This window comes from Citrobacter sp. RHBSTW-00671, assembly GCF_014103415.1.
GTDB lineage: Bacteria > Pseudomonadota > Gammaproteobacteria > Enterobacterales > Enterobacteriaceae > Citrobacter.
This window is the reverse complement of sequence record NZ_JABXPR010000001.1, coordinates 4,679,837-4,694,019: the sequence shown is the minus strand read 5'-3', so window position 1 is coordinate 4,694,019 and position 14,183 is coordinate 4,679,837. Positions and strand designations below refer to the sequence as shown.

Annotated in this window: 13 protein-coding genes; 12 read left to right on the top strand and 1 reads right to left on the bottom strand. The window is 50.1% G+C overall.

The window, feature by feature from the left end; translation table 11 throughout:
* Window positions 1-79: 79 nt before the first annotated feature.
* The 7 genes from dnaJ (at window position 80) to nhaR (ending at window position 8,675) form a co-directional block, all read left to right on the top strand.
* The gene (gene dnaJ / locus HV261_RS22460) at window positions 80-1,213 is read left to right on the top strand and encodes a molecular chaperone DnaJ (protein WP_181509547.1); all 1,134 of its coding nucleotides are present in this window, start codon (window positions 80-82) and stop codon (window positions 1,211-1,213) included.
* A gap of 352 nt (window positions 1,214-1,565) precedes the next feature.
* Entirely contained in the window at window positions 1,566-2,330 is a 765-nt protein-coding gene (locus HV261_RS22455) for an outer membrane protein OmpK (RefSeq protein ID WP_202039554.1), read from the top strand.
* A gap of 20 nt (window positions 2,331-2,350) precedes the next feature.
* Window positions 2,351-3,844, top strand: coding sequence for a sulfatase family protein (locus tag HV261_RS22450; protein ID WP_126956926.1), 1,494 nt, complete (start codon window positions 2,351-2,353; stop codon window positions 3,842-3,844).
* Between the two features lie 102 nt (window positions 3,845-3,946).
* Window positions 3,947-5,137 (top strand): anaerobic sulfatase maturase, encoded by a 1,191-nt coding sequence (locus HV261_RS22445; protein ID WP_202039553.1) that lies wholly within the window; start codon window positions 3,947-3,949, stop codon window positions 5,135-5,137.
* Window positions 5,138-5,161: 24 nt separating this feature from the next.
* Entirely contained in the window at window positions 5,162-6,424 is a 1,263-nt protein-coding gene (locus HV261_RS22440) for an IS1/IS1595 family N-terminal zinc-binding domain-containing protein (RefSeq protein ID WP_202039552.1), read from the top strand.
* 146 nt (window positions 6,425-6,570) lie between these two features.
* Complete coding sequence (gene nhaA / locus HV261_RS22435) at window positions 6,571-7,737, top strand: Na+/H+ antiporter NhaA (protein ID WP_202039551.1); 1,167 nt, start codon at window positions 6,571-6,573, stop codon at window positions 7,735-7,737.
* A gap of 38 nt (window positions 7,738-7,775) precedes the next feature.
* A complete protein-coding gene (gene nhaR, locus HV261_RS22430; protein ID WP_202039550.1) occupies window positions 7,776-8,675 on the top strand; it encodes a transcriptional activator NhaR in 900 nt (299 codons plus the stop codon).
* A 59-nt stretch (window positions 8,676-8,734) separates the two neighbouring features.
* Here nhaR and rpsT read toward each other — a convergent pair whose 3' ends face one another.
* Window positions 8,735-8,998, bottom strand: a complete 264-nt coding sequence (gene rpsT / locus HV261_RS22425; protein WP_003018940.1) for a 30S ribosomal protein S20 — start codon at window positions 8,996-8,998, stop codon at window positions 8,735-8,737.
* 117 nt (window positions 8,999-9,115) lie between these two features.
* Between rpsT and HV261_RS27775 the strand changes: the two genes are divergently transcribed.
* The 5 genes from HV261_RS27775 (at window position 9,116) to fkpB (ending at window position 14,183) form a co-directional block, all read left to right on the top strand.
* A complete protein-coding gene (locus HV261_RS27775; protein ID WP_079937267.1) occupies window positions 9,116-9,319 on the top strand; it encodes a DUF2575 family protein in 204 nt (67 codons plus the stop codon).
* Between the two features lie 7 nt (window positions 9,320-9,326).
* Window positions 9,327-10,265: a bifunctional riboflavin kinase/FAD synthetase gene (gene ribF, locus HV261_RS22420; protein ID WP_202039549.1), complete on the top strand. Its 939-nt coding sequence runs from the start codon at window positions 9,327-9,329 to the stop codon at window positions 10,263-10,265.
* 37 nt (window positions 10,266-10,302) lie between these two features.
* Complete coding sequence (ileS, locus tag HV261_RS22415) at window positions 10,303-13,119, top strand: isoleucine--tRNA ligase (protein ID WP_202039548.1); 2,817 nt, start codon at window positions 10,303-10,305, stop codon at window positions 13,117-13,119.
* A complete protein-coding gene (lspA, locus tag HV261_RS22410; protein ID WP_202039547.1) occupies window positions 13,119-13,616 on the top strand; it encodes a signal peptidase II in 498 nt (165 codons plus the stop codon). The genes ileS and lspA overlap by 1 nt, the downstream gene beginning before the upstream one ends.
* Before the next feature lie 117 nt (window positions 13,617-13,733).
* The gene (gene fkpB, locus HV261_RS22405; protein ID WP_137383771.1) at window positions 13,734-14,183 is read left to right on the top strand and encodes an FKBP-type peptidyl-prolyl cis-trans isomerase; all 450 of its coding nucleotides are present in this window, start codon (window positions 13,734-13,736) and stop codon (window positions 14,181-14,183) included.

Genomic DNA, 14,183 nt, shown 5'->3' with positions numbered 1-14,183 from the left:
TTTGAACGGGTAATTACTGGCACGGGCGAAGAGGTTTCCTCTCCGCCCGTGCACGCATGTTGGGGGCAGATAAAAAGAGATGGCTAAGCAAGACTATTACGAGATTTTAGGCGTTTCCAAATCAGCGGAAGAGCGTGAAATCAAAAAGGCCTACAAGCGCCTGGCCATGAAATTTCACCCGGACCGCAACCAGGGTGATAAAGAGGCCGAAGCCAAGTTTAAAGAAATCAAAGAAGCGTACGAGATCCTGACCGATGCGCAAAAACGTGCGGCTTACGATCAGTACGGTCATGCAGCGTTTGAGCAAGGCGGCATGGGCGGCGGCGGCGGTTTTGGCGGCGGGGCTGACTTCAGCGATATCTTTGGTGACGTGTTTGGCGATATCTTTGGCGGCGGTCGTGGTCGTCAGCGCGCCTCACGTGGTGCTGATTTACGTTACAACATGGATCTCACTCTGGAAGAAGCCGTGCGTGGCGTCACCAAAGAGATCCGTATTCCTACGCTGGAAGAGTGTGACGTTTGCCACGGCAGCGGTGCGAAGTCAGGCACTCAGCCGCAGACTTGTCCAACCTGTCATGGTTCTGGTCAGGTGCAGATGCGTCAGGGCTTTTTCGCCGTACAGCAGACCTGTCCACACTGTCAGGGCCGCGGTACGCTGATCAAAGATCCGTGCAACAAATGCCACGGTCATGGTCGCGTTGAGAAAAGTAAAACGCTGTCCGTTAAGATCCCGGCAGGGGTTGATACCGGAGACCGCATTCGTTTAGCGGGCGAAGGTGAAGCCGGTGAACATGGTGCGCCAGCAGGTGATTTGTACGTTCAGGTGCAGGTAAAACAGCACCCAATTTTCGAACGTGAAGGCAATAACCTGTACTGCGAAGTACCGATTAACTTTGCGATGGCTGCGCTGGGCGGCGAGATTGAAGTCCCGACGCTGGACGGTCGCGTGAAGCTAAAAATTCCGGGCGAAACGCAAACTGGCAAACTTTTCCGCATGCGTGGAAAGGGCGTCAAGTCTGTACGCGGTGGCGCTCAGGGCGACCTGCTGTGCCGCGTGGTGGTTGAAACCCCAGTGGGCCTGAACGACAAGCAGAAGCAACTGCTCAAAGATCTGCAGGACAGCTTTGGCGGCCCGACCGGCGAACAAAACAGTCCGCGCTCCAAAAGTTTCTTCGACGGTGTGAAGAAGTTCTTTGACGATCTGACGCGCTAACGACAAGCAGAAAAGCTCTCTCGTTTGAAAAAACCGGTATCCCCTTTAAGGGAATACCGGTTTTTTATTGTCAAGGATAAAAGTGAGTTGGATAGTCTTTAATGTGAGTTTTCTAACATGCCAGGTAAATATATCAGAGGTGGTTTAGTAAGAAGATATTGACGTGTTTATTAATAAATATGAACTTATCGTATCTACAGCAACATTATTCGACACATTATTTTAAGCAGCCTTTATCTATTCTGATGTGAGATTTACATCACTATCTTGTAATTACATTTGTTTAATATTTATCACCGCAGCGAACCTTCATTCATTGATGGATAAATTATAATTATGGGGAATAAATTCAATGCCTCGGATAAAGAAAATACTATTGGCTAGTCTTGTATTAGCCGTGCCAGCTCTTTTTAGCCAAAATGTACAGGCTCTGGAATATAAAAACTCTTTTGGGTCAATTAACGCTGGTTATGCAGACTGGAATAGCGGTTTTGTGAATGTGCACCGCGGTGAAGTTTGGAAAGCAACGGCTGATTTTGGCGTCAATTTCAGAGAGGCTGAATTCTATTCTTTTATTGAAAGCAACGTATTAAACCATGCAGTGGCGGGTCGTAACCATACTGTCTCTGCTATGACCCATGTGCGTCTTTTTGATTCTGACTATACCTTCTTTGGCAAGATATACGGTCAATGGGACAACTCTTGGGGGGATGATCTGGATATGTTTTATGGACTTGGTTATCTGGGGTGGAGCGGAGATTGGGGTTTCTTTAAACCTTATATCGGCTTGCATAACCAGTCAGGTGACTATGTATCACCGAAATATGGACAGACCAGTGGATGGAATGGATACGTTATTGGTTGGACTGCTGTTTATAACTTCTCTTTATTTGGTGAAAGCTTTGTTTTATCTGACTGGAATGAAGTCGAGATTGATAGAAATGATGCTTACACGGAGCAGCAATTCGGTCGGAATGGTTTAAATGGTGGATTAACGCTGGCATGGAAGTTTTATCCACGATGGAAGGCATCTGTAACGTATCGTTATTTTGAGAACAAATTAGGTTATGACGGATATGGGGATCAGATGATTTATATGGTCGGATATTCATTTTAATTAAAATTAAAGGAACTGAAATGAAAAGAACAGTCGTTGCCAGCATGATTGGGCTGGCACTGTGCGCCGGGAGTACATTACAAACTGCGCAGGCTGCTGCGGATAAACGCCCTAATTTAGTCATCATTCTGGCGGATGACTTGGGTTATGGCGATCTGGCTGCTTATGGTCATCAAATCGTTAAAACACCGAATATCGATAAATTGGCTCAGGATGGTGTGAGATTTACGGATTACTATGCGCCAGCTCCGCTGTGCTCCCCTTCTCGTGCCGGGTTATTGACTGGACGTATGCCGTTTCGCACGGGGATCCGTTCCTGGATCCCGGAAGGGAAAGATGTGGCATTGGGCCGTAATGAGCTGACGATTGCTAATCTGCTGAAAGCGCAAGGCTACGATACGGCGATGATGGGTAAATTACACCTCAATGCCGGTGGTGATCGAACAGACCAACCGCAAGCTAAAGATATGGGGTTTGACTATGGTCTGGTGAATGCAGCCGGGTTTGTGACCGATTCCACTTTAGATAATGCGAAAGAGCGTCCACGCTATGGCACTGTGCATCCGACCGGATTCGTACGTAATGGCAAACCGATTGGAAGAGCAGAAACATTTAGCGGTGAACTGGTTAGTTCAGAAGTTGTTAACTGGCTGGATAACAAGAAAGACGATAAACCTTTCTTCTTATACGTTGCATTTACTGAGGTCCATAGCCCGCTGGCCTCACCGAAAAAATACCTCGATATGTATTCACAATACATGAGTGCCTACCAGAAACAGCATCCCGATCTGTTCTACGGTGATTGGGCTGATAAACCCTGGCGTGGCACAGGTGAGTATTACGCCAACATCAGTTATATGGATGCTCAGGTCGGTAAAGTAATGGATAAGATAAAGGCAATGGGTGAAGAAGATAACACCATTGTTATCTTTACCAGTGATAACGGACCTGTCACTCGTGAAGCGCGTAAAGTGTATGAGTTAAACCTGGCGGGTGAAACGGATGGTCTTCGCGGTCGTAAAGATAACCTGTGGGAGGGCGGGATCCGCGTTCCGGCGATTATCAAATATGGTAAGCATATTCCGCAGGGAATGGTGACAGATACGCCTGTCTATGGCCTCGACTGGTTGCCGACCCTGGCAAATATGATGAACTTCAAGCTCCCTACCGATCGCACCTATGATGGGCAGTCTTTGATTCCATTACTGGAACAGAAAACCTTAAAACGTGAAAAACCGCTGATTTTCGGTATCGATATGCCATTCCAGGATGATCCTACTGATGAATGGGCTATTCGTGATGGTGACTGGAAAATGATCATCGATCGTGAGAATAAACCCAAGTATCTCTATAACCTGAAAAAAGATCGTTTTGAGACACTGAACCAGATCGGCAAACAGCCTGATATTGAAAAACAACTCTACGGTAAGTTCCTGAAATATAAACAGGATATTGATAACGACTCGTTAATGAAAGCACGTGGTGACAAGCCTACGCCGGTCACCTGGGGCTAATCGAATAATTATAAGAAATACCATGTATGCCACTTAGGGCTCTGCCCGCCTGACTCAGTGCTTTAGCGCTGAGTCAGGTTCTTTTATTTATAGGCTTGAATGATGATGAGCAGGAAAAGTTGTCAGGTCATGATTAAACCGACGGGTTCGGTATGCAATCTGGATTGTAAATACTGTTTTTACCTGGAGAAAGAGAAGCTCTATCCGCAAAGAAAAGCCAATTACAAGATGTCTGAAGATACGCTTGAATTGTTTATCAAACAGCATATCGCCGCGCAGGATGTGGATGAGGTGATTTTTGCCTGGCAAGGAGGGGAACCAACGTTGATGGGGCTGCCATTTTTTCGACGGGCGGTCGAACTTCAGCAGATATACGCGGGTGAAAAGACAATAATCAATACGTTCCAGACCAACGGTATTTTGATTGATAACGAATGGGCGATGTTTTTTAAGCAGCATAACGTCCTGGTTGGGGTTTCCATTGACGGTGATGCAGCTTTGCATGATGAATGGCGCGTTACGCGTTCAGGAAAGCCGACTCACGAAAAGGTTGAGCAAGCCATTAAATGTCTGGTACGTCACGATGTCGAGTTTAATACGCTGACGGTCGTTAACCGTACAAATATGCGTTATCCGCTGCAGGTCTATGAATATCTGAAAAACATTGGCAGCCGTTATATGCAGTTTATTCCGCTGGTTGAGAGAAGTGGTGACACAGGATTGGCACATCCTGTTGATAAACAAACCGCAATGATGCCCTGGTCTGTCGAATCTATCGAGTTTGGCCATTTTCTTAATGCAATCTTTGATGTCTGGATCCGTAACGACATTGGCGATGTAGGTGTACAGGTTTTTGAGCAAACTTTAGCTGCCTGGTGTGGATTACCGCCACAGGTATGTGTATTTGCGCCAACCTGCGGTAGTGCGTTTGCGCTGGAAATGAATGGCGATGTCTATAATTGCGACCATTTTGTTTACCCACAGTACAAACTGGGAAATATCCAGGATATGACGTTGCGCACAATGAACAACAGCCAACAGAATCGACAGTTTGGCGACGATAAGCGCCGAACAATGGCACAGGAATGTCATGCCTGTCAGTGGCAGTTTGCCTGTTATGGTGGTTGCCCTAAGCATCGTTTTTTACCTTCGGTTTCTGGTTCTTCGAATCAAAACTACCTGTGCGCGGGTTACCAGGCTTTTTTTGCCCATACCAGCCCAACGATGAATGCGATGAAAACGCTCTATGAAAATGGAATTTCACCCGCAGAGATAAAATCAATATTTGTGTGATAGCAATATTCGCAGGGAGTGAATATGTTTTCTCGAATCAATGTAGATGTGTGTAAAACACCTGATTGTAAAAACCTTGGGGTCTTTAATAGCCCTGATTACTTGGTACAGGGGAAAAATATCCTGTGCCGGGAATGTGGCTTTTTTTTCCCTATCATTTCTGAGCGCTCTCTTAACCTTTTTCGTCAGTCGGTAAACCAGTCATGGAAGGGGTTAGTTAAGGGTTGCCCAGCCTGCGGCAGTTCGTCATTAAAAAAGTATGGTTTTTCTGCTCAGGGGGAACCGCGAGTTTATTGTCTGCAATGTCATAAAACGTTTATTTCTCCTGTCAGGCATAAAGGCGATCCTCGTCTGGAAGATCTTGCCAGGCTTATCCTGGAGGGCGCTTCACTTGTTGATATTCGCACGGCGCTGTCTGTCGACAGCACGGGCCTGAACCGCGTTCTACTAAAATTATCCCGTAAGGCAAATCAGGCTGAACGTGAGTTTGTTATTCCGAAATTCGACCTGGTGATGAGTACGCGTGCTTTTCGGATTAAATTTAACGGTAGTGACAACAGTCTGTATGTTCTGGTTACGGTTGAGGAAAATAGCGGTCGGGTTATTGCCGTTTCGACTAATTATTCAACCCAGCCTGTTGAGGGTGAGTACCAGTATGCTTCCTACTACGAAGAACGTTTACCCCCCGGCACGTTAGCGCATCTTGTCCAGCGCAAGGAACTGATGACAATGCGACGAAATACCTTGTTTGATGTGGATTATGGTCCTGCAACGCTGTACAGAAATGATACCGGGATGCTGGTAAAACCCGTCCTGCCGGCTTATCGGCATTTTGAGTTAGTCAAAACACTTACTGATGAACGCTCCCTCAATGTTCAGCATTACATTGATCATGAGTGCTTCATATTAGGCGGTTGCATGATGGCTAATTTACAGCACGTCCAGCAAGGGCGCTGCCATATCTCGTTTGTGAAGGAAATAGGGGACAGGCCTGCGCAACGTGATATTCCGTACCGCATGTTTCAAAGTGGGGGGATTCGTAATAATGTCTGGCGTACTTACTCTACCCAAGATTATGCGATAGCGGCATGTAGCCTAACAGGTAATAAAAAAACGGGCATGCTGCGTCATGCTACGCTTGCCGGAGCAACGGAATTTATTATGTACATCAATAGTCATCCGTTTTTGACACAACTTAACCATATGTCACCAGGTAATGTCGTCTCAACGCTGGATTATCTCCGCTATGCATTCAATGCCCGCCACATCGAACGACATGACTGCTAAGGTTAAGTACTGATTTTCAGCCGTTCCCTCCTGGATGTATGCTTCGTAAAAACCGATCTATCAATCACAAATAATCTAATTTTAACGAGCTTTTTGAGGGTGTAAGATAGTAATTACGAAGTATTCACCCAATAGAGAGAATAAAAGTGAAACATCTACATCGTTTTTTTAGTAGCGACGCCTCGGGCGGCATCATTCTGATCATCGCTGCAGCGGTAGCTATGTTGATGGCCAATATCGGTGCCACCAGTGGATGGTACCACGCCTTTCTGGAGACGCCCGTTCAACTGCGGGTTGGCGCGCTTGAGATCAACAAAAACATGCTGTTGTGGATCAACGATGCCTTGATGGCGGTGTTTTTCCTGCTGATCGGTCTGGAAGTGAAGCGTGAACTGATGCAGGGATCGCTTGCCAGTTTGCGTCAGGCGGCGTTCCCGATCATTGCGGCGATTGGCGGCATGATTGTTCCGGCGTTGCTGTATCTGGCATTTAACTATGCCGATCCCATCACTCGTGAAGGGTGGGCTATCCCGGCGGCAACGGATATTGCTTTTGCGTTAGGCGTGCTGGCGCTGCTGGGCAGTCGTGTCCCGCTGGCGCTGAAAATCTTCCTGATGGCGCTGGCGATTATTGATGACCTCGGCGCTATCGTGATTATTGCGTTGTTCTACACCAGCGACCTTTCACTGCTTTCGTTGGGGGTTGCCGCTCTGGCCATTGTTATCCTGGCTGCGTTGAATCTGTGTGGCGTAAGACGGACGGGTATTTACATTCTTGTCGGCGTGGTGCTGTGGACTGCGGTACTGAAATCTGGCGTGCACGCGACGCTGGCTGGGGTGATTGTGGGTTTCTTCATTCCGTTAAAGGAAAAACATGGGCGCTCACCGGCGAAGCGTCTGGAGCACGTCCTGCATCCGTGGGTGGCTTATCTGATTCTGCCGCTGTTTGCCTTTGCTAACGCAGGTGTTTCGCTGCAGGGCGTTACGCTGGATGGATTGACCTCGATTCTACCGCTGGGAATTATCGCTGGCCTGCTCATCGGTAAGCCGCTGGGGATTAGCCTGTTCTGCTGGCTGGCGCTCCGCCTGAAGCTGGCACAGTTGCCTGAAGGCACGAATTTCCAGCAGATCATGGCGGTGGGTATTCTGTGCGGCATTGGTTTCACCATGTCGATTTTCATTGCCAGCCTGGCGTTCGGCAGCGTTGATCCAGAGCTGATTAACTGGGCAAAACTGGGGATACTGATCGGTTCTTTACTGTCGGCAGTGATCGGTTATTGCTGGTTACGCACTCGATTGAACGTGTCAGCCTGATCGGCTGACGCTTTTGTGGCAATTTTCAGGGAGAGAGTATGTCTCATATCAATTACAACCACCTGTATTACTTCTGGCATGTGTATAAAGAAGGTTCGGTGGTTGGCGCAGCAGAAGCGCTTTATCTGACGCCACAGACCATTACCGGGCAGATTAAAGCGCTTGAGGAACGTTTGCAGGGAAAGCTGTTCAAGCGTAAGGGGCGCGGACTGGAGCCCAGTGAACTGGGCGAATTAGTCTTTCGCTATGCGGATAAAATGTTCACGTTAAGCCAGGAGATGCTGGATATCGTGAACTATCGCAAAGAGTCTAATTTATTGTTCGATGTCGGTGTGGCGGATGCGTTGTCAAAACAGCTGGTCAGCAGTGTGCTGGATGCCGCTGTGGCGGAAGATGAACAAATCCACCTGCGCTGCTTTGAATCTACGCATGAGATGCTGCTAGAGCAGCTCAGTCAGCACAAGCTGGATATGATTATCTCCGATTGTCCGATTGATTCGACGCAGCAGGAAGGTCTGTTCTCGGTGAAAATAGGCGAGTGCTGTGTCAGTTTTTGGTGCACGAATCCCTTGCCTGAGAAGCCATTTCCGGCCTGTCTTGAAGAGCGGCGATTGCTGATCCCTGGTCGTCGTTCAATGCTGGGGCGTAAGCTGCTGAACTGGATTAATTCTCAGGGGCTGAATGTTGAAATCCTCGGTGAGTTTGATGATGCTGCATTGATGAAAGCCTTTGGTGCCACGCACAATGCCATTTTCGTTGCGCCCACGCTCTATTCGAACAATTTCTATGCCGATGATTCGATTGTGGAGATTGGACGTGTGGAGAATGTGATGGAGGAATACCATGCCATTTTTGCGGAGAGAATGATCCAGCACCCGGCGGTGCAGCGTATTTGTAATGCGGACTATTCCGCGCTCTTTACGCCAGTGAGCAAATAAGCAGACATAAAAAAACCCGCTTGCGCGGGTTTTTTCACAAAGCGACAACAAGCAGGCGATTAAGCCAGTTTGTTGATCTGTGCAGTCAGGTTTGCTTTATGACGTGCAGCTTTGTTTTTGTGGATCAGACCTTTAGCAGCCTGACGGTCCACGATTGGTTGCATTTCGTTAAATGCTTTCAGTGCAGTAGCTTTGTCGCCAGCTTCGATAGCTGCGTATACTTTCTTGATGAAAGTACGCATCATAGAGCGACGGCTAGCGTTGTGCTTGCGGGCCTTTTCAGACTGAACGGCGCGCTTCTTAGCTGATTTGATATTAGCCAAGGTCCAACTCCCAAATGTGTTCTATATGGACAATTCAAAGGCCGAGGAATATGCCCTTTTAGCCTTCTTTTGTCAATGGATTTGTGCAAATAAGCGCCGTTTAAATTACAGCACTCGTTGCGTAGTGATGGCGCAGGATTCTACCAGCTTGCGTGCTGTGAATACAGCTTTTCGACGAGAAAAATTGCATTGGCGTGCCCGTGGAGGTCTGCAATTTGTTTCATAACAATGAAAACAATCCTCTTTCTGTTTCGTAGAAACAATCGCCGGTTAACGTTGACCGCGGTACAGGGTATACTTTCACGATTTTCACTGTTTTGAGCCAGACATGAAGCTGATACGAGGCATACATAATCTCAGCCAGGCCCCGCATGGGTGTGTGCTGACTATTGGTAATTTCGACGGCGTGCACCGTGGCCACCGTGCGTTGCTGCAAGGCTTACGGGAAGAAGGGCGCAAACGCAATTTACCGGTGGTGGTGATGATTTTCGAACCACAGCCGCTGGAGCTTTTTGCGACGGATAAGTCACCTGCGCGCCTTACCCGCCTGCGGGAAAAACTGCGTTATCTGGCCGAATGCGGCGTGGATTACGTGCTGTGCGTGCGCTTTGACAGGCGTTTTGCCGCATTAACGGCACAGACCTTTATCAGCGACCTGCTGGTGAAGCGCCTTGGTGTACAATTTCTTGCCGTTGGCGATGATTTCCGCTTTGGCGCTAGCCGTGCGGGCGATTTCTTGTTATTACAGGAAGCGGGCGCTGAGTATGGTTTTGATATCACCAGTACCCAAACCTTCTGTGAAGGCGGTGTGCGGATCAGCAGCACCGCGGTGCGTCAGGCGCTGGCAGACGATAACCTGCAACTGGCCGAAAGTTTGCTTGGACACCCTTTTACCATTTCAGGACGCGTCGTACACGGCGATGAACTGGGACGAACTATCGGTTTCCCGACGGCAAATTTACCGCTGCGTCGCCAGGTTTCCCCGGTGAAAGGGGTGTATGCGGTTGAAGTGATGGGATTGGGTGAAAAGCCTTATCCCGGCGTAGCTAACATTGGCACCCGCCCGACGGTTGCCGGTGTACGCCAGCAGTTGGAAGTGCATCTACTGGATGTTGCAATGGACCTCTACGGTCGCCATATAGATGTAGTACTGCGTAAAAAAATACGCAGCGAACAGCGATTTGCCTCGCTGGATGAACTAAAAGCGCAGATTGCGCGTGATGAGTTGACTGCCCGCGAATTTTTTGGGCTAACAAAACCGGCTTAATGCCTATACGAGTTTTAAATACGGAACCGAGAATCTGATGAGTGACTATAAATCAACCCTGAATTTGCCGGAAACAGGGTTCCCGATGCGCGGCGATCTCGCCAAGCGTGAACCGGGAATGCTGGCGCGTTGGACTGATGATGACCTGTACGGCATCATTCGTGCGGCCAAAAAAGGCAAAAAAACCTTCATTCTGCATGATGGCCCTCCTTATGCGAATGGCAGCATTCATATTGGTCACTCGGTTAACAAGATTCTGAAAGACATTATCGTGAAGTCCAAGGGGCTCACGGGCTATGACTCGCCTTACGTTCCGGGTTGGGACTGCCACGGTCTGCCGATCGAGCTGAAAGTGGAACAGGAATACGGCAAGCCGGGCGAGAAGTTCACCGCCGCTGAGTTCCGCGCCAAGTGCCGCGAATACGCAGCGACCCAGGTTGACGGTCAGCGTAAAGACTTTATCCGTCTTGGCGTACTGGGCGACTGGTCGCATCCGTACCTGACCATGGACTTCAAAACCGAAGCCAACATCATTCGTGCGCTGGGTAAAATCATCGGCAACGGTCACCTGCACAAAGGCGCGAAGCCGGTGCACTGGTGCGTTGACTGCCGTTCTGCGCTGGCGGAAGCGGAAGTTGAGTATTATGACAAAACGTCTCCATCTATTGACGTTGCGTTCCATGCGGCTGACCCGGACGCAGTAAAAGCAAAATTTGGCGTTTCTGACGTCAACGGTCCGATCTCTCTGGTTATCTGGACCACTACCCCGTGGACGTTACCGGCGAACCGCGCAATTTCTCTGGCGCCTGACTTTGACTATGCGCTGGTGCAGATTGAAGGCCAGGCGGTGATTCTGGCAAAAGATCTGGTTGAAAGCGTGATGCAGCGTATTGGCGCGGCTGAATACACCATTCTCGGCACCGTTAAAGGCGCTGAGCTGGAACTGCTGCGCTTTACTCACCCATTCATGGGCTTTGACGTGCCGGCTATCCTTGGCGATCACGTTACGCTGGACGCGGGTACCGGTGCGGTGCATACCGCTGGTGGCCACGGCCCGGATGACTACGTCATCAGCCAGAAATACGGTCTGGAAATCGCTAACCCGGTTGGCCCGGACGGCGCATACCTGGCGGGCACTTACCCGGAACTCGACGGCGTGAACGTCTTTAAAGCCAACGACAAAATCGTTGCACTGCTGAGCGAAAAAGGCGCGCTGCTGCATGTTGAGAAGATGCAGCACAGCTACCCATGCTGCTGGCGTCACAAGTCACCGATCATCTTCCGTGCGACGCCACAGTGGTTCGTCAGCATGGACCAGAAAGGTCTGCGCGCTCAGTCGCTGAAAGAAATCAAAGGCGTGCAGTGGATCCCGGACTGGGGTCAGGCGCGTATTGAATCGATGGTTGCCAACCGTCCTGACTGGTGTATCTCCCGTCAGCGTACGTGGGGCGTGCCGATGTCTCTGTTTGTTCACAAAGATACCGAAGAGCTGCATCCGCGCGCTATCGAACTGATGGAAGAGGTCGCCAAGCGCGTTGAAGTTGACGGCATCCAGGCGTGGTGGGACCTCGATCCGAAAGATATCCTCGGCGACGAAGCTGACCAGTATGTCAAAGTGCCGGATACGCTGGACGTGTGGTTCGACTCCGGTTCAACCCACTCATCCGTCGTGGACGTGCGTCCTGAGTTTGCAGGCCATGCGGCAGATATGTATCTGGAAGGTTCTGACCAGCACCGTGGCTGGTTCATGTCTTCCCTGATGATCTCCACCGCCATGAAAGGCAAAGCACCTTATCGCCAGGTACTGACCCACGGTTTCACCGTCGATGGTCAGGGCCGTAAGATGTCCAAGTCTATCGGTAACACCGTTTCTCCGCAGGATGTGATGAACAAACTGGGCGCGGATATTCTGCGTCTGTGGGTGGCTTCTACCGACTATACCGGTGAAATGGCCGTTTCTGATGAAATCCTGAAACGTGCTGCCGACAGCTATCGTCGTATCCGTAACACCGCACGCTTCCTGCTGGCGAACCTGAACGGGTTCGATCCGGTTAAAGACATGGTGAAACCGGAAGAGATGGTGGTTCTGGACCGCTGGGCGGTAGGTTGTGCGCAGGCGGCTCAGGAAGAGATCCTGAAAGCTTACGAAGCCTATGACTTCCACGAAGTGGTACAGCGCCTGATGCGCTTCTGCTCCGTAGAAATGGGGTCGTTCTACCTCGACATCATCAAAGACCGTCAGTACACCGCGAAAGCGGACAGCGTGGCGCGTCGTAGCTGCCAGACTGCGCTGTTCCATATTGCCGAAGCGCTGGTTCGTTGGATGGCGCCGATCATGTCCTTCACCGCCGATGAAATCTGGGGCTACCTGCCGGGCTCCCGCGAGAAGTATGTCTTTACCGGTGAGTGGTACGACGGTCTGTTTGGCTTAGGCGAAACCGAAGCGATGAACGATGCCTACTGGGACGAGCTGCTGAAAGTACGTGGCGAAGTGAACAAGGTTATCGAGCAGGCGCGTGCAGATAAGAAAGTCGGTGGTTCTCTGGAAGCGGCAGTGACGCTGTACGCTGAACCAGAACTGGCGGCGAAACTGACCGCACTGGGCGAAGAGTTGCGCTTTGTACTGCTGACCTCCGGCGCAACGGTTGCGGATTATGCTGCGGCTCCGGCTGATGCTCAGCAGAGCGAACTGCTGAAAGGTCTGAAAATCGTACTGAGTAAAGCCGAAGGTGAGAAGTGCCCGCGCTGCTGGCATTACACCACCGACGTCGGCCAGGTGGCGGAACACGCAGAAATCTGCGGACGCTGTGTCAGCAACATCGCCGGTGATGGCGAACAACGTAAGTTTGCCTGATGAGTAAGCCTCTTTGTTCAACAGGGCTACGCTGGCTGTGGCTGGTGGTAGTCGTGCTGATTATCGACTTAGGCAGCAAATACCTGATCCTCCAGAACTTTGCTCTGGGGGATACGGTGTCGCTGTTCCCGTCGCTTAATCTGCACTATGCACGTAACTATGGTGCGGCGTTTAGCTTCTTAGCTGACAGCGGTGGCTGGCAACGTTGGTTCTTTGCCGGGATCGCCATCGGTATTTGCGTCATCCTGATGGTGATGATGTACCGCGCTAAGGCGACGCAGAAGCTGAATAACATTGCGTATGCGTTAATCATCGGTGGCGCGCTGGGCAACCTGTTCGACCGCCTGTGGCACGGCTTTGTAGTTGATATGATTGACTTTTACGTCGGGGACTGGCATTTCGCGACCTTCAATCTGGCCGATACAGCTATCTGTATCGGGGCGGCGTTGATTGTTCTTGAAGGCTTCCTGCCGTCGAAAGAGAAAAAAGTCGCATAAAAAAATGCCGGATGGCGCTATGCTAATCCGGCCTACAATACACTGCGATCCTTGTTTGCCCGGTAAGCGTAGCGCCACCGGGCCTACAGTCGGCAGCAATTTTAAAGAGCAACCTGCATGTCAAAATCAGTACAGAGTAACAGTGCGGTGCTGGTGCACTTCACCCTTAAGCTCGACGATGGCTCCACCGCTGAGTCAACCCGCAATAACGGCAAGCCAGCGCTGTTTCGCCTGGGCGACGGTTCTCTGTCTGAAGGACTGGAGCAGCACCTACTGGGCTTAAAAGAGGGCGATAAAACCACGTTCTCCCTGGAGCCGGATGCGGCCTTTGGTATCACCAGCCCGGACCTCATTCAGTATTTCTCACGTCGGGAATTTATGGACGCGGGCGAGCCAGAAATTGGCGCAATCATGCTCTTTACCGCAATGGACGGCAGTGAGATGCCCGGTGTTATCCGCGAAATCAACGGTGATTCGATCACGGTTGATTTCAACCATCCACTGGCTGGGCATACCGTTCATTTTGATATTGAAGTGCTGGAAGTCGAACCAGTACTGGAGGCGTAA